The organism is Seonamhaeicola marinus (genome assembly GCF_008085455.1).
This window is the reverse complement of the sequence record NZ_VSDQ01000577.1, coordinates 196,066-214,447: the sequence shown is the minus strand read 5'-3', so window position 1 is coordinate 214,447 and position 18,382 is coordinate 196,066. Positions and strand designations below refer to the sequence as shown.

Below are 18,382 nucleotides of genomic sequence, written 5' to 3'. Positions count from 1 at the left end.
GTCATCTATACCTCCTGTTACTCCTATGTATAATACCCCTTTTGGTTTATTAGTTATAATATAGACCCAATAATTATGATAAACGTGTTTAGACATTTTAGCTTTTACTTTATTTTAGATGCTGAAACGAGTTCAGCATGACAAAGCAGGGAGAATAAACAAAAAGCATAGCCCTTGTCACCCTGAACTTGTTTCAGGGTGACAAGGTTTCCAAAGATTTTCCCAATTGGGATTAAGGCTTTCAATTAAATTAATTTTCCAATCTCTACGCCAATTTTTCAACTGTTTTTCTCTTTTAATTGCATCTTCAATAAATTGAAACTCCTCAAAATAGACCAATTTCTTCAATTTGTATTTCGCTGAAAAAACACTTCCTGTTCCTTCAACATGTCTTTCCATTCTGTCATCTATACCTCCTGTTACTCCTATGTATAATACCCCTTGTGGTTTATTAGTTATGATATAGACCCAATAATTATGATAAACGCGTTTAGACATTTTAGCTTTTATTTTATTTAGATGCTGAAACGAGTTCAGCATGACAAAGCAGGGAGAATAAACAAAAAGCATAGCCCTTGTCACCCTGAACTCGTTTCGGGGTCTATAGGTTTCTAAAGATTTTCCCAACTCTTCAAAGTTTGCAACTGATAAGAATCCCAATAAACCCCTTGTTTTTCAATAGCTTATCATCCCAACCACCCTTCTCTATCCAAACTTCTATATTGAATGGCTTCACTAATATGATTCCCATTCACATATTCCGATGCTTCCAAATCCGCTATAGTTCTAGCCACTTTTAAAATACGGTCATAAGCTCTGGCGGAGAGATTTAAACGTTCCATAGCGGTCTTTAATAACTGTTTAGAGGCTTCATCAAGCACACAATACTTCCTGATTTGCTTAGTGTTCATCTGAGCATTATAATGCACCTTTTCATTGTCCATAAAACGCTGACTTTGTATTTCTCTTGCTGCTGTAACACGTTTTCTTATGTTTACAGAAGATTCACCTTTTCTGTCATCCGAGAGCTTATCAAAAGGCACAGGTGTCACTTCAATGTGAATATCTATACGATCTAATAAAGGACCAGAAATTTTACTTAAATAGCGCTGCATTTCAGCAGGACTTGAAGTGACAGGAGAATCGGGATCATTAAAATACCCTCCTGGACTTGGGTTCATACTGGCTACCAACATAAAAGATGAGGGGTAAGTCACTGTGAACTTAGCTCTAGAAATAGTGACCTCTCTATCTTCTAAGGGTTGCCGCATTACCTCTAAAACATCACGTTTGAATTCTGGCAACTCATCTAAAAACAGTACACCATTGTGAGAAAGAGATATTTCTCCTGGTTGCGGATAGCTTCCTCCTCCAACTAATGCAACATTAGTTAAAGTACATATTGTAAACATAAACAGAAGTGTTTACATCATTTACCATAACATCCGTTAAAGTACTTAATGTTAACATTCTTTTGAGACAAATAATACCTAAAAATGAAAACATCACACCTTTTCACAATGGCTGAAAAAATAGAATTTCTAAAACTTAGAAATCTTATCAATTCGGACTACGTGCGTAAACAACCTACAGAAGAAGTAATCAACTTATCTTATGATTTTATCTCACTGGATATTCGGTTGCTTCATTTAATTGCCAAAGAAAAACAATTGTTTTTAATATATCAAAACAATCGTTCAATTAATAATTGGACGAAATTCATTGAGTGGAATTCTATGTGTAAGAAATGCTTAACCTATACTAACGATAAATAAAACCTTCAATTTGTCTTTATGCTGTATTTTGTTAGTACTATTCTTTTGAGACGGTTTAGACAATAAGCACCTATATATGTAGACTTAACTAAAGAAAACCACTGAAAACGAATTACGAAAAACAGTCAATCAGATATGAGTTTATCTTTGTCCAATTGACTGTTTGCTATCTATTTGGTTGAACACATAATATTTCCAATATTGAATTACTATGGACAACATTTCAGAATAAGTTTATCTCCTTATCAAAAGTTATTGTAATAGCGTCATACTTTGGATGTTGCCTACGCCGTTTAGGAGAGAGAGAAAGGAAACTGGGGTTCCTTCTTATCAACGTCGTTTCCAATAATTATCCTTTCAAAAATCGCATCTTTTTCCATTTTTTTTATCACCTCACTATTGTCAAATTCAAATAGTTTTCTATAACCAATTTTCACATTATCCTTTATAAACCTTTTATTAAAGACCATATCGAGGAATTTGCGATTCAAATTATATATTTCTTCCTTTCTCTTATTAGAAGAAACTTCACCCTCACCCAACTCCTCAATGGCTAAATTTATAAAACTCTCCATTTCCTTTACCATTTTAATATATTCCATATAATCAATGATTACTGTATTTTCATAAGGGCTCACATATTTATACATAATTTCGAATAAAGTTCTTGAGTGCAGTGAAATTCCGTAATCATTATTATTGGTTACCAATTTTGTTAATTCTTGATATCTTACCAATTCAGCCTGATTAATGAGACCATTTTTTCTTTTATAATGATCGATAATTTTTAAAACCGTTTCCTTACTATAAAGTTTTCTCATTTTTAAAGTAAAGTCAATGGCCCAATCCTTAACCAACTTATGCTTTTTATGATAGTAAATAATAAATTGCGCTCTATCTTCCCTATTATTATATCCCAAATAAAACTCGCTTATTTCTCCATTACTAACAATAGGTTCTTGTTGTTCTTGAAATAGCAGATTTTCTTCTCTAAGAACTCTGTAAACTTCATTATCACTATAAAATTCAACAGATTTGATAAAAGATATTGACTTATTTAAACGAAACTCTCTTTTTTTATCGGCCATTATCTCTTCAAATCCATTAATGATTTCCCCTGAATACTCGTCGACAAATTCAAAATCAATTTGATAATTATAATTTTTCTCCATAACAGTTTTTATGTAAAATAAACTTTTGGCTATTCTTTTATACTGTTGTTCAAATTGTTCTATTTCAAAAGCAGATTTAACATATTGAATATTTCCTCTGCTATCTGTAACATAGTACTTAGAAATAAGGTCACCCAAAATAGCATTGTACGACTTTCTTGATTTTATTGCATTGCCTAATTTTGCGATTATCCTTCCATCTTTTATCAAATTTTTCATTTCATCATTGTATGAATATTCAATATTATCTCTATTAACAATATTAGGTTTTACACATTCTTCATCATCAAATAAATCGAAATAAACCCTACAGTTTATATCTGTATTCCTTAATCTATTGTTAAACTGTTCAATCGCCTCTGCCGTAAAATCATTTGAGAAAATTACTGTGAAGTCATCGGTATCCTTAATATCAATACCAACAGATAAATAATCCGTACAAAATAACAAATCAATATCACTTGTAGTTGCCTTAGAATTAATGTCTTGAACAACGGTATCATCTTGATTTGCCTTTTTATAATATTTAAAATTCACCTTCCTACCCAATATACTTTCTACACAGGCAGCCGCAACTCCGACATAACTTTCACCCTTATTGGTAGGATGAATCACCTTGCCTCCATTTTTGATTGTATTGGCAATTTCAATGAAAATCCCAATATTCTTTGTTTTATTTGTCTTAGACAAGATGAATTTGACATTCTTTTCATAAGGATGATTTTTCAAAACCTTTATATAATTTAAAATCTTATAAAACCCAAAATAATGTACCTCTGCTGTCAACGTTCCCGACATTAAAATTATGTTGGTCTTTGATTCCATAATATTCTTATCGAGAAAGGACATCAAGCTATTAACCGACAAGACTGAAGCCAAGCCCTTCCTCTCCACACTTAAATCGTCTAATAAGTAAGTTCTTATATTTTCTAATATTCTGGAAACGACTTGTAATCGATAAGTCGATGTAAATAACAGATGCGATTCATCAACTACGATATAATCAAAAATTTTATACTTTGATTTTGGTAGTTGAGAAAATTTATCGAAAGTTAAAATAACAGACTTGCCCTTTTTAATGTCATTTATGGATTTAGAACCACAATAAATTTCAAATATTTCATTCATCTTTTCATCTGTTGAAATTTTAGATTCAATAGTTGAAATAAAAGGCATCACTAAACATACTGCTTTATTCTTTGCCAGATATTTAAAAAGCTCTGTTTTACCTGTATTTGGAGCAGATTCAATTATATTAATTTTATACTCCCTCAAACAACCCAAAATTTCATGCATTCTCATTCCTAAAAATTCTTTGTCCCCAAGTTGGATATTATGATTCGAAAGAGGCAAATTGAAATCATAATTCGAATTGTTTAATGTAAACTTTAACTCCGATATTACGTTTTTCACCAACTCCTTTCTCGATTCTTCGTCAAAGGATATTCTAACTCCTATTTCTTTTAACATATTAACAGTATAAAAGTCAGCCTCCTTATTATTAACTAATGCCGACCTGATGTAAGAATCAATAGTACTCTTTGTATTGGTTTTGGCTGTTTGCAAAATATGGTGGCACAAATTCCTAGCAATATCAGTATCTCCAAATGCATGCATTATCGTGTTACACACCCGCCATCTAGTATTGTACTTTTGCCCTTTATCTAAGGTATTCATATCAATTTCAGAAACATCTTTTAAATTCAACGATTCGTCAACTATTAATTTCATTTCACTGCTGGTCCTTTCGAAATTAATATTTTCTGTATCCTCTCTTGAATTTTCGTAAAACCATGATTGGTATTGCTCCAATATTTTGGGGTTTAAAATCCAATCTTCTGGCTCAGCTTCATTATCAGGTGGCAAATGATAAAATATGACAGGATACAGGTCGATAAAATTTCTTGACCATTTTGCATCACCATCATGGTTTATATAAATTCCTTGTGTCAATGTGGCCATTGCCCTATCTATAATTTTACCTTTATTATGGCCTTTTTTATTATACACGTCAACTTGTGTATATTTATCCAAGATATAAGCAATTGCCGCATGCTTTTGAATATATGACATCCTAAACCAATATTTTTGATTTCTCATATTGGCTTCTTCTTCCTTGAACAAGTGATGCATCCTAGAAACTTTAGTGTAAACATGTAGCCCTTGCTTTGAGGATGACAATGTTATCCCAATCAGCCAAGGATAATGCTTTAATTTCTTAAATAATATATCCCTGATTTGAGAGCCATCCGCATAATCGTCCAAATATGATTTACAATTTTTCAAATCAACATCAAAAACCTGAAGACCTGACCAATATAAATATGATTCTTCACCAATTATTCTATTACCCGTTGTATTGGGCAATAACAATGGACGCTTATTCTTCTCATTTAAATTTGTATTGGGATTCTGTAATATTTCAATTACCTCCCCTAAACTATAATCTCTGTTCTGATGTTCATAATAAGGCTTCCTGTCCTTCTCGGAACTAGCATCTTGTTTTCCCTCACGTTCTCTACTAGATTGTAAAATAGTAACCTTATTTGTTAGCGATAAATCATCCAAATACAATTTTAGCATTGGATTCTCCAAATCTTCTTGGTTTTGGGTATAAAGTATCTTAAAAATATTGCTACGGCATTCCATTATCTCTGATACCGCTTCAAATGTATCTCCCGCTATTCTTAAATTATCAATTTTTTGCTTTAGAGACTTTAATAATTCATCAGAACCTTTTTTATCATTAATATTCCTTTGGTCAAGGTAATCTTTGGATTCAATGGAATATTTGTTTCTTATTTCTTTATAGTGGAATAAATAACGCTCAAGAACCAATTCAAAATTTTCTTGTTCCGATAAGGACCATTCATATAAATCTTTGACATCCAACTTAAAAGGATTATCAATGTGAATAGAATTTTCCTCAATTAAAATATCCGCTCCAGTTTTTAAGGAAAAGTGCATGTCTTGTCGCTCTAAATCTTTTAATTGTATCTGATGGTTTTCCCACTTGTTATAAAGTGATAAAGCGCTTGGTTGTTTTTGGAACCTTTTTTTTGTGTCTTTCATGATTAATTTTTTTAAATTATTTCTACAAACTCTTTGCAGATTCCTCAGCATTTAACAATGACAAAGAAATTTTTAAAAAAATTTTATCCTGTAAAACAACAAAACAATTTTAACCACTGAATATCAATACCTTACATCTTAAAACTTTAATCCAAACAATCAAAAAATATTAGTATTTTGAATAATTCGACAATAATTTTTGACTACAATTAAAATTTAATATCAGGATATGCTTTAGAAAACTTCTTCTTGTTTTTTTCTATTAATGCTTCAAAAAGATCTTCTAAATTATTTAAGGCGCGAAGGACAGATTCTCCTTTAAGATTATATGGTTCAGATATCAATTTAATCTTCGTGTTTTCTATAAAAGTCTTGTAACCAATATTATCTAACCAATCCTTAAACATTCTAGGATGATACTGCTCATCTCTCGAATTCATCATTTGGACGTCATCGTCCTTTTTTAATAAATCATCAATTAAATCTACGCTCTTAATGAAGTCAATATTAGTATTAAATAATTCTTCTGATAGATACGCAAAATGGTATTCATTTAAGGTATCACTATTCCATTTTTCGGTTAGTTCTTTATCTGCACTCAAAAGTTTTTTGGTTTGAGGTTCTAAAATTTCCAATAAATACATATTAATGGAATCCTTTATAAAATCTTCAGTAATAGAATCCATTTTGTGTCTTTCTTTTTTACTTTCCAAAAGGAGTGCTTCACTTATTTTCTTTTTACATTTAGGAATATCTTTTAAGTTATTAGCAAAATAAGTTGCAGGTAGTTTTGCTATCACATTTCTAAAACACCAATCAATCCATTTAATTGATTTTCTGTACATAATAACTGTATCCTTTGTCATATTAGTAATGTGATCTTCATCAAAATAATCAGTAATTGATGCACAACTTGGTTTAATGTCTGTAGCGTCTATATTTTTCCAGTCGTCAAAGCATAATTCTTCAGCGTTTTTGACATAAAAATAATCACTAGATACCTGTACAGATTTCAAACAATATTTTGCCCATTCTCTATCATTAAACTTTATGGATTTCTCATCAATTGTGCTTGAACCTGATATTTTTTCTAAAATGCCTTTTAGCTTAAGTATTGGGTTTCTGGAAACAATACCCTTATATTTTTTACATGCCAATTTACGTGACATTCCATTTTGCAAATCATTAATTAGACTGGGGGTTTTTCTTTTATATTTTTCTAAAAATTCTAGGTCATATTTGCATATTTTTTGTTTCATATTATATGTTTTTAGGATATATAGTAAACAGCTTAAAATTTCAACTTTTTAAATTCCTAAATTTGACAATTTTTAAACTTTACAATTTAAACAAGGAGAAGAAATAATAAATATAATTCAATAAAACAGTGTTTTTGAATAGATTATTTACATTATTATTAACAGAAACAATAATTATTGATTTTTATTTATTTAATAAAGAAGAGCAAATATTATTTATATAAAATAATTAATTAGTTTAAGAATATCTGACAACATATTTCAACCACATCCTTCCCTAAATTATTTACTTACAATAATAAGGTATTATTCAAAATAAATTAAAAGCTCCAGTAATGCCATTAATTCAGATACATTATAGGATTAAATATGTTTCTTTTGATTAATGATGAAAATGTTCATTTATATATTTTAATGAACATTATTATACAGCATAATCCTTAAATAACAAATCAATAAAATAAAAGTTCATTAATGATTTTCAGACACATAAATGATTATTAAATTTATAAAACTGGAAATACTTATGAAGGCAATAGGTTCTACTTATATTGATTTTGAAAAAGCAAATTATAAAGGACAACATCTAATTAAAAGTGGTGAAAATCCAAATTTTGGTTTACTTATTATTTGCGGCTGTAATTTTGGTTTACGAATTGGGGATTTACTTAAACTAAATTGGAATGATTTGAAGGGAGATGAATTCGATATTATAGAAAAGAAAACCGGTAAAAAACGAACAATTCAAATCAATGATAACGTCAAACAAGCAATTACTTATTTTAAAGATTCATTAATCTATGAAAAAGAAGGCTTCCCCTTCGTTTCTCAAAAGGGTACTATCTATTCAATTCAACAAGTAAATAGGCTAATTAAGAAAGAATTTGGAGTAAAAAGAAAATCCTCACATAGTCTTAGAAAGTCTTTTGGAAGAAGGGTCTGGGATACCAATGGTCGTACTGACCAAGCGCTACTTTATTTATCTGAAATATTTAACCATAGTAATACTAATGTAACGAGGAGATATCTTGGGATAAGAGAAGAAGAAATTAGAGATATTTATATGCGTTTATAATAATTTCGGAATCTCAAATCCCATTTCTATCTAATTGCAAAATTCAAAACTATCCCAAAGCAAACTTTTTCATTACTTAAAAAGGTTATTATATTTGTAGGAATATTGACTATTTCGACATGATATTTTTAGAAGCATCAATTGAAATTTCAATTGATTGGTACCGTTGTATATAGATTAGTAAGAGTATGATTCTTGTAATCCCTAAAAAACAATTCTTAATACAAAATGCTATACAAAAGAAATTATTTAGAGTTAAGTCCTAAAGAAAAATCCGAGCTGGAAACTGCTGAAAATTATCTATTAAATGCTAAGTCAAAAAACGAAATTGGAATTTCTCCATTAGCACTATTCAAATATCACGAATTACTTCCAACAGCAAGTTATTTTTACAAATCTCTATTTCCAAATAATTACATACATTTTAATTATAAAATGCAGAATAATGATATTATTAAAGACTTTGGAGATTTTAAAAGTATAGTGAAAAATAAAAATTCCAATGAGAGGGATGTTTTGAACTTTATTAAAAAATCAGAAAGCTATTTTATCCTAGAAAGTTTATTTTTTAGATATGAATTTGGACATCATGATGCTTATTTATTTAGGGAATTTGCTCTCCCGCCAAATCATCTAGTAGATTTTTTATTGGTTGGAAAAAGTTCAGGAGGTTATCAGTTTATATTTATTGAATTTGAAAGCCCTAATAAAGATGTTACCCTTAAGGACGGTAGTCTTGGTATTGGCTTTAGAAAAGGAATAAAACAAATAGAAGATTGGGATTTATGGATTGATTCCAACTTCTTTAGCTTAAAACAAGTATTTAAAAAATATAAGAATCCAAATAAAGAATTGCCCTCAGAATTTTACGAATTAGACAAAACCAGAATTCATTACTTGGTAATTGCGGGACAAAGAACTGACTTCAATGAAAACACCTACCGCTTAAAAAGAAAAGGAATTAATAACATTAAAATAAAACACTATGACAATTTGATTGATGAAGTTAACTTTTACCTTGAAACAAATTTAAAGGAAAGAAGAAATTGAACAGAAAAATCATTTCTAATATTAGAAAAATAAAGAAATATAATCGCTGCTCATCCCGTATTAGCTCTAAGTAATTTTCAACAAAAATGTAAAAAAAATGGACAGTAACCCAAAAGGAAATCAAGGAGAATTATTTGTAAATACAATTGCAGAGAATATCTTTCTTGAATATTGGTGTTATCCAAATCCAAGGGATGAAAAAGGAGATAAAAAAGAAATTTGTGATTTATTAATTACCTTCAGAAATACTTTAATTATAATCTCTGTAAAGAATTATGATTTTAAAGATAACTATGAAAGATATTTTAACAATACTGTTGAAAAAGCTTTAAAACAGATTCAAGGAGCTGAAAAAAAACTATTTGGAGATAGAGATATTTACATAAAGCACCGAAAAAAAGAAATTGAACTATTTGATAAAAAATGCTATTCAAAAGTATTTAGAATAATTGTAAACCTTGGTCGTGGTCTAAAATTCTATCACCCATCTAGTTATACTAAATCAGGAAATCACGTTACTATAATGGATGGCACTGCTTGGTTTGCAATAACCAATGAAATGAACACTATCAAAGATTTAACAAAATACCTATCAGCCAGAGAAAGACTATTCAATAAGAAATCGGTTGTAATGTTATTTTGTAGTGATGACGAATACGATAAAAATACTCATCAAAAGTTTTTAGAAAGAATGACTAGTTCTCAGAAAAATACCGAAAAACACATTTACATTTCGGGAAGTGAATTAGACCTACTAGCTTCCTATATAAATAATTCGAATAGTTATCCTGAAAATTTAATAAATGACAATTATGACAATGTTTTTTTTGATATTGATGGGACTTGGAAAAATTTTGTTTCAGATTCAACATTTTTAGGGAAAAAGAAAAAGGATAAGCAAAGTTTTTTTATTGATAAATTTATAATAAACGAAATCGGATATAGAAAAGAATTAAAAGTTTTAGGTGAAAAATTAATGTCCTTGAACAGATTTGAAAGAAGAATTGTTTCAAACTACTTTTTTTCTTTTTATGAAAAGTATAAAATAGGCTTCGAAAAGCAATTTGCTCGAGCCTTTACAGATGTTTCTGATTATGGATTTGTTTTCGTTAAATACCCTAGAGAATTGAAAGGGGAAACCCTTGATAAGGTTTTGATGTTAGCTGTCGAAAGTTTTGCTGTACATACGGAATATTTAAGGCAGGATTTAATACTAATTGCGTACTACGGCGATTTCAAAGGATTAAGATATAACAACTTCGAGTTATTAAAAAAATATACTGACCAAGAGGAAAAAGAAATAATGGCAGACGCAAAATCTCTTGGTTGGTTTTCAGAGTCTTTCAATTATAGAAAAATTAACGAAAAGGAATATTAGAACATTATCTAGACTTATTAATAATTATTTACCGTTTTTGCCCAATTTCAAAGAACTTTTCTTACTTTTAAATCATGATTTCTATGTTGGATAATATTTTAGTTTAGGAAATCATTTCCAAACCATTTCGTTCTATTACTCTACCTACTAAATGAAGAAAAATTTTAAAAAGCCAAAATTTAAAAAATGGCACGATAAACGTTCTAAAAAAATTGGAAGAAAGCCCAAAAGAAATAGACATTATGACCCTAATAAATTTCCAATATATAAGAATTCGAGGATTGAGTTTATTAGAGCTGAGCCAGTAATTGCTCCAAGTAACATTTGCTTACTTTCTGAGACATATAATTCTCTTGAGTTTTACAAAGAATTAAGACGAGAAAGAAATATCTCAAAAATAGGCAGAACTTGTTTTGTGCAAATAGATATTTCTCAAGTTGAGGAGTTTGATTATAGTTCAATTTGTGTCTTAATTGCAATTATCCGAGATTTAAAATCAAAAGGGGTTTACCTGAGAGGTAATTATCCCGATAATACGGAATGTAAAAATAGAATTATAGAGTCCGGAATACTGACTTTTATGTTTGACAACAATGGAAAGCCCTTTAAAAAATCTGAAAAATCAGATTTGTTATTTATTGAAAAAGGGTCTAAAATATTAACAAGGGAAGACAATATTAGAATTAGTAAAACAGTTAGTAATGTTGTTAGGCATCTTACTGGAAATGAAAAACATTTACCTAAATTAAGAACTATACTTTTAGAAATTTGTGGTAACTCAATTGAATGGGCTGAAACATATAACAAACAATGGTTATTCGGTGTAAAATATGATGATGGTAAGGCAATATTTACTATTACAGATGTGGGCAAAGGAATACTTAAAACATTAAACAAAAAATTCAAACATAAACTTAGAGATACTTTTTTAATGAAGAAAGATGATGAAATATTACAAGGTGCTTTCATTAAAAAATATGGGTCTAGTTCAAGAAAAGTAAATAGAAATAAAGGGCTACCTTCTATTAAGAATGGTAGTGACATAGGAATAATCCAAAACCTTAAAGTTGTAACTAATAATGTGATACTACATTATGACAAAGAGTTTAAATCTGAAGTTTTAAATAAACATGAGTTTCGTGGTACTTTATACAGGTGGGAAGTTACCGCAGATACAATATTAAAAGCAAGCTAATGGAAAACTTAATATACATCAAAGAATTCTCCGAGTATCCTGGATTAAGGCATTGTTCAATAAGCGATGATTCAGGTGAAGAATATTACCATTCTATATTAAATACAACTTTCAAAGATTGTTATGAGAAAGGTCTAAAATTAGTAGTAAATCTAGATTTTACCGCTGGCTATGCGCCATCGTTTCTTGATGAAGCTTTTGGAAATCTCATTTATGATTTTGGAGTAGATACTGTTCAAAAGTTTTTGGAAATAGTATCTGAACAAGAACCAGATTTGAAAGAAATGATTCTAACAGAAACATTTGCCCAATGGGAAGAAAGGAGAAAAAATGATGATGAACCTAAAAAGACCAAAGAACATCAAAATTGGTTTAGGTTAAAAGATGGGGAATTAATAACTAAAAGCAATTAATAATGTGCTGCCCAGACTCTAATTTTATTGAATTAAGTGACATAATTGCTATTGTTGGTGTAATAGTAAATTCACTTCTTGCTATATGGATAGTAAAAACTTTACAAAACAACCTTACCAATAAAAGATATTTAAAAGATCATGTAATTGAAGAAATAAAGGATTTACGAAATGAGTATAAAAAGTTTTTGAACGAATTATATCAAGGCAGACTAAAACCAAAACAAATTCTTCCTTGGTTCAAATTAATGAATATTAAAACTCAAGATGTAATGGAAATTATTAATCAAAAATATGGGTTAGATAAAGAGTCATTAAAAAGTTATCAAATAGAATTGAGGAATATGGTGACTGAACAAGAAGAATTTAGTGAAAACTTTAAGCAGAATAAATGTTTTACTTTAAAAGAAAGTTCTTTGAGGGATTTGCTATTATTTCAACAGAATAACAATTCAAAATTTAACCAATTAATTATTGATATTAACGATAAAAAATAATTCTTTTACGATACATTCTTTTTTAGTTAGAATACGTTAATAATATTAGGTATTAACTCAAACACCTTATTTTTAAATTGTTTAACTCCAAGATAAAGAAAACTTAAAAGTTCTAAAACTCTTCAAAAAGTTGTGATAAAGAGAGGTTAAAATATTTCGATATTTTTATCAAAGTAGTATAATTTATATCTCTCTTTCCTTGTTCTATTCTAGCAAAGTGAATTCCAGTATCATTATATGAATCTTGTTGGCTTACTCCTTTAATTTTTCGTAATTCTTTAATACGTGAGGCCAATTTTGATAATGCTTCTTCTTTGGAAAGGTTTTCCATGACAGCAAGGTCATGCCTTTTTTACTTTTCAACAATGACACTTATGTCATTTTTTTATATATTTATTTTCTAAAAAAATATTCATGAATACAATAAAATCAGCACTATTAATCACTTTAGCTTTATCATTGCAACAATCTATCTCACAAACAAGTAGTTACCAATTCGCTAAAGAAACAACATTGTCCAAATTAGACCCATATTATAAACGGTTTTACTATGTATACTCCGCTAAACATATTGAAATAGAATTTCCGATTTATGATACAATTGAAAAGCCATCTGAAAAATATAAGGCTCTAAGAAATAACCTAGCAAAAGTTCAAAGAGATAGTACTAACTACGTTACACAGATTAACAAGCATAAAAAGATTAACTCTATTTGTGAATACATTAGCGTCTATTTAAACTCTAAGTCTAGCTTTAAGTTTAAAAAGTACCACTTAATCGAAGCACAAAAAATAGCTAACGAATATAATATTGATAAATTAATATATGCTGACAAAACTTTTAATGAAGAAAACAGAAAATCTTTTAACTCTATTAAAGGGAAACTAGATGATTATTTAATTGGCATTAGTTATGAAATATCAACTCAATTCCCAATCGAAGAAGATGATAAAATTTTCAAACATTTAAAAGGAATACGTTATCAATTAAAAACCACAAATAAAACAACAAAACAAATAATTGAAACAGGGACTGAAAAACGCCGTATTCTCATTACTGGAGATAGAATTAAAGATTTTGAAAATATATCAGGACTCTATGATAATATAGGAGAATTTCATGTTTTAGATGCAAACATAAACGGTTTTGTAAAAGGACAACTAATTAATAAAGATAGTATCATCAACAAATCGGAAATAAAGAGTACACGGATTTATGGACCAATATACCCCGTGCTTAAAAATCGTGAAACAAATGAATATTTCTACACGGATTACGATTTCCTGAGAGAATTTGGAGTGAACAATGTAATGAGGGAGTATGTTGAACTTCTGAAAAGAAATGGATTTCCCTCTAGATTTGATGGTGACATTCTTTACATAAAGACTTCAAAAGGAGAAGTCAGAGCAACCTACGATATCTATGAGCAAGTCAAGAAGAATAATTTTAACTATATAAATGAAATCTCTCGTTCAATCATTCGATTCAAGCAACTTGTAAAACAATCAAAACCTTTAATTGATAAATTGGCAAGTCACTACAATGCTCATAAAAACTTCACAATGACCACCAGCAGATTGACAACATGGAAAAATGATGCAAAAAAAGGACAAGAAATATTAAACCAAATAAAAAGTCTTAAGGGTAATGAAGAAGAAATAAGTGATTATTTTTTAAGAAAAATTGACAATACCACGGCCGAAATTTATATTGAATTTTTAGAAGTACTCAATGGTACTAAGGTTGTATTAGGCATGTAAAAAGAGTACCCCTCTGATTAATCAGAATATATCAGAGATATCAGAGGGGTTTTATAATATATTAATTATAATATGCTCTTCATTATACCAGACACCTTCTAAGATACCTTCTTATAAACGCTAATTATTAAGTCCATTATTTTCATAATATTCAATCCTTTCCTTATCCATATTTCTTTTCCACTCTTTACTTTTATACAATACCCTCATTGTTTCCAATGAATTTATATATGGAACTCTTTTGTAATAATTCATTACAAAGTTCTGTGGCTTTAATGGTAAGTTGAATATTATTCTAATATTGTACAACTTCAATTCATCATCACTAGTTATTTTTATTTGCTTAACGTATTGTTTAATTATTGCGGATTTATCCTCAAAACTGGTTGCAGGCTGTATGATAGGTTTCGGCAAATCATATCTTATATGTTCCAATATTTCAGGAGGGGATTTAAAGGCTTTGCTATGAATTTCTAATTGTTCTATTAATTGATTTGAATTATCAAATGTACCTCTTTGTTCTTTCAGCCGATAAATAAGAACTCCTGCTTCATCAATACTTTTTTCAACTCTTTCCTTTTCCTTTGCAACATCTTTTTCTGATAAAACCCCCTTCATAACCAATTGAATTGCTCTAGTTTTCTCTTGCTCCAAACTTTTGATTAAAGATAATTGCTTCGTTATCTTATCCTCAATCTCATTCAATAATTTAGAATCTCTATCAAAGTATTCTCTAACTAGTTTCAATAATTCTCCATCAATAAAAAACATGTTCCAAATGAAGCCTTCTAAAACATCAATATTTATAGACCTCGTTTTACAACCGCATAAATTATATCTTCTCCCACTGCAAGTATAGTAGTTATCTTTTTTATTGATTCTAGTTCTTCCGTACATATTTCTTCCTCCACTACATTCAACTAATCCCTTTAGTAAGTATTTGTGAGTAACTGATTTCCCCGAATTATTACGGTTCTTTTTTAGGTTATCATTTACTTTTTTCCAATACCACTTTTCAAAAATAGCATCAACCTTATACTCATTACCACCAAATACTCTCACACCATAATAAACCTTGTTTTTAATTATGTCATGAACTGTTTTTCCTGACCATTTAATTTCACTCTTTTTCTTCATGGTAACTTTATTTGTGTACCGATTTTTAATCTTTAGAGTACCACCATGTTTCATTTTATTATACCTAGTAGGAACTCCTTCCTCGTTTAATATCTCTGCTATTTTTATTCCACCAATACCACTTAATGACATTCGATAGATTCGTTCAACAACCTCTCTTTCTTCTTCATCAATAATCATTTTTTTATTTTCATCTCTACAATACCCATAAGGCATGATTCCATGTGCAATACCTTTTGATGCATTGCTTTTTAAAACCTTTTTAGTTTGATCTGATTGTGTTTGAGCCTCAAAAGCATGAATACTACTTAAGATTGACCCAACTAAAGATTGTTTAGGGTCCCTAAAATCAATTAGTTTATCATCGAAATAAACTTTGACATCATGCTTCAAAATTTCCGATATAAAACCATGATACGTTTTTCCATTCCTTGCTAACCTATTTTGATTTCTCATCCAGATATGGGTAATTTTACCTGCTCTAACATCTGAAACTAAATCTAATAAGACTGGCCTATCTTCTATCTTAAGTGTACCCGACACACCTTCCCCTTCATTGTATATTTTGTAATTAAACCCTTCAGATTGAGCAAAAGAAATGCCTTCTTTGATTTGATGTTTAATTGAATTTGAAGTTTCATCTTCTCTACTGAGTCTTGTATAAATTCCTAACATATTTCCTTTTTATTTAAAAGATTAATAAAATTAAATACAGATTTTTTATCTGTAAAAAGGAATACAACTATCTTCGGTAAATTTTTAAAATGATTTTTTTTACTTTCGGATTTTTCCAGTAATAGAGGGTGTTACGAATGACTTCATAAGTTGATTAGCACTTTAAACAACAAAAAAACAAACTCACCAATCATTTTAATTAAATTAGGAATTACTCAAATTCTCATATAGTCATGTACGAATTTTAGCAAATAAAAATTATCTTAGTAATGATAGACTCAGTATAATAATAAGTTAATTAAACTTGATAAAATGAAAAATTACTATGGAGGAAAGAACACCTGAACAAAAACGGGAAATTGAAAAGATTTATTCTGAACTAAACAAATACTGGTTTTTAGATTATAAAACAAAAGAAATAAGGAGAAGACTTCCTGAAAATTGGAAACAAAAACTTGGTAATTTCTTTTGGAAAAAGAGAAATACCGTGGAGGAATTGTTTTGGTGGGTTGATAGGTACTTTGCAAATAATATGGAGGCAACAATAGTTGAAGCTTTTCCCATAAAATGTGATGGAATGGAAATTAAAGGATTCCCAATGAAATACAAACTATCATCAGGCTACAAAATCCCCAAAAAAGAATTAAAGTATTTAAAAAATGGGCCGTTAGCAAACGAGGCTTTGAATGAAATATTAGTAACGCATTCAATCGGTTGGAACAAAATTGTTCTAATATTTAAACAATATGGATGGATTGTTACAACAATGGTGGCTACAGCTACAATAATTGGTCGGTTAATAGATTTAATAAAATCTTAACAACTTTTTTAGCAAAAATATATGTTAACATATGTTAAGTAATTTGGTTTAATTATTAATTAAATTGCTCTTTACCCAACGTTTTTGGTGTTTCTCTTAAAAGGTTAGGATTAATAGCTATGTCCCTAACATATTAATGTTAGACATTCTTTAAAGAGAATATATTAGGAGGCTTTTGAAGCCTCCTTTTTTAGATAGAAAGCATATAAGTGACTAAAACTATAAAATAGTGTCTTATAATTATTGATAACCAAAATTTCACCCGTTATGTTCAAAAAAAGTATCATCGTTTTAGCACTATTATTTGCACTAAGTTGTGGAGATAAAAAAGAAAAAAAAACTATTACCAATGAAATAGAGGCTAAAGAGTTAAAACAAGAGATAGACTCTATAGAGAGGATAACTGAGCAAATAAACAATACTGAAGAAAGTATTGAAGCATCAATAGTAAAGTTAGATAATTTATTAAATGAAATAGAAGACTAATATTATGAAAAATTCAATTAAAACCATATTTACAATAGCACTAATTTTCAGTTTTGTTGTTGTGGGTTTTGCTCAAAAACCAGAACATGCAGGTAAAAAGGACAAGACCGAAAAGAAAATAAAGAAAAAGAAGAAAAAGGTACAAGAAAAGACTGAGGAAGAAATTGAAGAAACAAAGCAAAAGAAACAGAAAGCTGAGAAAAAACTAAAAAAAGTGAAAGAAGAAAAGCTTGAAGAATTTGAAGAAAAAGGCAATTCCTATGGGAAGGACAAATATGGATTAGAAGGAAAAGCCTATGGTCAAGAACGTGCTAGACAAGCTAAGCTTAAAAAAGAAGAAAAGGAAAAGGAACTAGAAGATACTGTTGTAAGAGGGGAATCCAAAGCCAGTAAAGCTAGAGAACGTGTAAAGGAAGTTAAGGCAAGCCTAAAAGGCAAGAAAAAGGCTGGTGAGATAACGGAAGAAGAGTACAAAGAAAAAATGGAAAAATTAGAGGCTATAGAAAAGGAAGCAGATAATTTAGAAGAGAAAGTTAAAAAAGGTAAGAAGCTTAGAAAAGCTAAGGGTGATTAATGCAGAATGATGTTGACTAATTAAAGGTTAATCAGTTAATGGT

At 29.3% G+C, this 18,382-nt stretch carries 16 protein-coding genes and 1 pseudogene; 11 read left to right on the top strand and 6 right to left on the bottom strand.

Annotated elements, in window-relative coordinates; genetic code table 11:
• Positions 1-177: 177 nt before the first annotated feature.
• Both FUA24_RS09335 and FUA24_RS09330 read right to left on the bottom strand, forming a co-directional pair.
• Positions 178-498: a GIY-YIG nuclease family protein gene (locus FUA24_RS09335; RefSeq protein ID WP_148541652.1), complete on the bottom strand. Its 321-nt coding sequence runs from the start codon at positions 496-498 to the stop codon at positions 178-180.
• Positions 499-686: 188 nt separating this feature from the next.
• Positions 687-1,397, bottom strand: a pseudogene (locus FUA24_RS09330) (YifB family Mg chelatase-like AAA ATPase); the annotation flags it as partial.
• Positions 1,398-1,496: 99 nt separating this feature from the next.
• Here FUA24_RS09330 and FUA24_RS09325 point away from each other — a divergent pair.
• Entirely contained in the window at positions 1,497-1,775 is a 279-nt protein-coding gene (locus FUA24_RS09325) for a hypothetical protein (protein ID WP_148541650.1), read from the top strand.
• Between the two features lie 293 nt (positions 1,776-2,068).
• Here FUA24_RS09325 and FUA24_RS09320 read toward each other — a convergent pair whose 3' ends face one another.
• Both FUA24_RS09320 and FUA24_RS09315 read right to left on the bottom strand, forming a co-directional pair.
• A complete protein-coding gene (locus tag FUA24_RS09320) occupies positions 2,069-6,019 on the bottom strand; it encodes a DEAD/DEAH box helicase family protein (protein WP_148541648.1) in 3,951 nt (1,316 codons plus the stop codon).
• 209 nt (positions 6,020-6,228) lie between these two features.
• The gene (locus FUA24_RS09315; protein WP_148541646.1) at positions 6,229-7,278 is read right to left on the bottom strand and encodes a hypothetical protein; all 1,050 of its coding nucleotides are present in this window, start codon (positions 7,276-7,278) and stop codon (positions 6,229-6,231) included.
• A gap of 526 nt (positions 7,279-7,804) precedes the next feature.
• On the opposite strand from FUA24_RS09315, the gene FUA24_RS09310 reads away from it, so the two are divergent.
• The 6 genes from FUA24_RS09310 to FUA24_RS09285 all read left to right on the top strand — a co-directional run bounded on the left by FUA24_RS09310 (position 7,805) and on the right by FUA24_RS09285 (position 12,886).
• On the top strand, positions 7,805-8,353 hold the full coding sequence (locus tag FUA24_RS09310) for a tyrosine-type recombinase/integrase (protein WP_187388231.1): 549 nt from the start codon (positions 7,805-7,807) through the stop codon (positions 8,351-8,353).
• 228 nt (positions 8,354-8,581) lie between these two features.
• Positions 8,582-9,403, top strand: coding sequence for a Shedu anti-phage system protein SduA domain-containing protein (locus FUA24_RS09305; protein ID WP_148541642.1), 822 nt, complete (start codon positions 8,582-8,584; stop codon positions 9,401-9,403).
• Between the two features lie 97 nt (positions 9,404-9,500).
• Complete coding sequence (locus FUA24_RS09300; protein WP_148541640.1) at positions 9,501-10,781, top strand: NERD domain-containing protein; 1,281 nt, start codon at positions 9,501-9,503, stop codon at positions 10,779-10,781.
• Positions 10,782-10,932: 151 nt separating this feature from the next.
• Positions 10,933-11,976, top strand: coding sequence for a hypothetical protein (locus FUA24_RS09295; RefSeq protein ID WP_148541638.1), 1,044 nt, complete (start codon positions 10,933-10,935; stop codon positions 11,974-11,976).
• Positions 11,976-12,389, top strand: coding sequence for an STAS-like domain-containing protein (locus FUA24_RS09290; protein WP_148541636.1), 414 nt, complete (start codon positions 11,976-11,978; stop codon positions 12,387-12,389). Before FUA24_RS09295 ends, FUA24_RS09290 begins: the two co-directional genes overlap by 1 nt.
• Before the next feature lie 2 nt (positions 12,390-12,391).
• The gene (locus tag FUA24_RS09285) at positions 12,392-12,886 is read left to right on the top strand and encodes a hypothetical protein (protein ID WP_148541634.1); all 495 of its coding nucleotides are present in this window, start codon (positions 12,392-12,394) and stop codon (positions 12,884-12,886) included.
• A 112-nt stretch (positions 12,887-12,998) separates the two neighbouring features.
• On the opposite strand, the gene FUA24_RS09280 is transcribed toward FUA24_RS09285, so the two are convergent.
• Positions 12,999-13,217, bottom strand: coding sequence for a helix-turn-helix domain-containing protein (locus FUA24_RS09280; RefSeq protein ID WP_148541632.1), 219 nt, complete (start codon positions 13,215-13,217; stop codon positions 12,999-13,001).
• A gap of 83 nt (positions 13,218-13,300) precedes the next feature.
• Between FUA24_RS09280 and FUA24_RS09275 the strand changes: the two genes are divergently transcribed.
• Entirely contained in the window at positions 13,301-14,647 is a 1,347-nt protein-coding gene (locus FUA24_RS09275; protein ID WP_148541630.1) for a hypothetical protein, read from the top strand.
• A gap of 120 nt (positions 14,648-14,767) precedes the next feature.
• Here FUA24_RS09275 and FUA24_RS09270 read toward each other — a convergent pair whose 3' ends face one another.
• Positions 14,768-16,459 (bottom strand): recombinase family protein, encoded by a 1,692-nt coding sequence (locus tag FUA24_RS09270; protein WP_148541628.1) that lies wholly within the window; start codon positions 16,457-16,459, stop codon positions 14,768-14,770.
• Positions 16,460-16,784: 325 nt separating this feature from the next.
• On the opposite strand from FUA24_RS09270, the gene FUA24_RS09265 reads away from it, so the two are divergent.
• The 3 genes from FUA24_RS09265 to FUA24_RS09255 all read left to right on the top strand — a co-directional run bounded on the left by FUA24_RS09265 (position 16,785) and on the right by FUA24_RS09255 (position 18,339).
• On the top strand, positions 16,785-17,279 hold the full coding sequence (locus FUA24_RS09265; RefSeq protein ID WP_148541627.1) for a hypothetical protein: 495 nt from the start codon (positions 16,785-16,787) through the stop codon (positions 17,277-17,279).
• Positions 17,280-17,546: 267 nt separating this feature from the next.
• Complete coding sequence (locus tag FUA24_RS09260; protein WP_148541625.1) at positions 17,547-17,765, top strand: hypothetical protein; 219 nt, start codon at positions 17,547-17,549, stop codon at positions 17,763-17,765.
• 4 nt (positions 17,766-17,769) lie between these two features.
• Positions 17,770-18,339 (top strand): hypothetical protein, encoded by a 570-nt coding sequence (locus FUA24_RS09255; RefSeq protein ID WP_148541623.1) that lies wholly within the window; start codon positions 17,770-17,772, stop codon positions 18,337-18,339.
• Positions 18,340-18,382: the final 43 nt, after the last annotated feature.

What these genes read in the sequence shown, in the direction of transcription:
- FUA24_RS09310 (WP_187388231.1), top strand. Translation starts at nt 7,805, where the DNA reads ATGAAGGCAATAGGTTCTACTTATATTGATTTTGAAAAAGCAAATTAT.
- FUA24_RS09265 (WP_148541627.1), top strand. Translation starts at nt 16,785, where the DNA reads ATGGAGGAAAGAACACCTGAACAAAAACGGGAAATTGAAAAGATTTAT.
- FUA24_RS09300 (WP_148541640.1), top strand. Translation starts at nt 9,501, where the DNA reads ATGGACAGTAACCCAAAAGGAAATCAAGGAGAATTATTTGTAAATACA.
- FUA24_RS09290 (WP_148541636.1), top strand. Translation starts at nt 11,976, where the DNA reads ATGGAAAACTTAATATACATCAAAGAATTCTCCGAGTATCCTGGATTA.
- FUA24_RS09285 (WP_148541634.1), top strand. Translation starts at nt 12,392, where the DNA reads ATGTGCTGCCCAGACTCTAATTTTATTGAATTAAGTGACATAATTGCT.
- FUA24_RS09255 (WP_148541623.1), top strand. Translation starts at nt 17,770, where the DNA reads ATGAAAAATTCAATTAAAACCATATTTACAATAGCACTAATTTTCAGT.
- FUA24_RS09260 (WP_148541625.1), top strand. Translation starts at nt 17,547, where the DNA reads ATGTTCAAAAAAAGTATCATCGTTTTAGCACTATTATTTGCACTAAGT.
- FUA24_RS09320 (WP_148541648.1), bottom strand. Translation starts at nt 6,019, where the DNA reads ATGAAAGACACAAAAAAAAGGTTCCAAAAACAACCAAGCGCTTTATCA.
- FUA24_RS09280 (WP_148541632.1), bottom strand. Translation starts at nt 13,217, where the DNA reads ATGGAAAACCTTTCCAAAGAAGAAGCATTATCAAAATTGGCCTCACGT.
- FUA24_RS09295 (WP_148541638.1), top strand. Translation starts at nt 10,933, where the DNA reads ATGAAGAAAAATTTTAAAAAGCCAAAATTTAAAAAATGGCACGATAAA.
- FUA24_RS09275 (WP_148541630.1), top strand. Translation starts at nt 13,301, where the DNA reads ATGAATACAATAAAATCAGCACTATTAATCACTTTAGCTTTATCATTG.
- FUA24_RS09325 (WP_148541650.1), top strand. Translation starts at nt 1,497, where the DNA reads ATGAAAACATCACACCTTTTCACAATGGCTGAAAAAATAGAATTTCTA.
- FUA24_RS09305 (WP_148541642.1), top strand. Translation starts at nt 8,582, where the DNA reads ATGCTATACAAAAGAAATTATTTAGAGTTAAGTCCTAAAGAAAAATCC.
- FUA24_RS09335 (WP_148541652.1), bottom strand. Translation starts at nt 498, where the DNA reads ATGTCTAAACGCGTTTATCATAATTATTGGGTCTATATCATAACTAAT.
- FUA24_RS09270 (WP_148541628.1), bottom strand. Translation starts at nt 16,459, where the DNA reads ATGTTAGGAATTTATACAAGACTCAGTAGAGAAGATGAAACTTCAAAT.
- FUA24_RS09315 (WP_148541646.1), bottom strand. Translation starts at nt 7,278, where the DNA reads ATGAAACAAAAAATATGCAAATATGACCTAGAATTTTTAGAAAAATAT.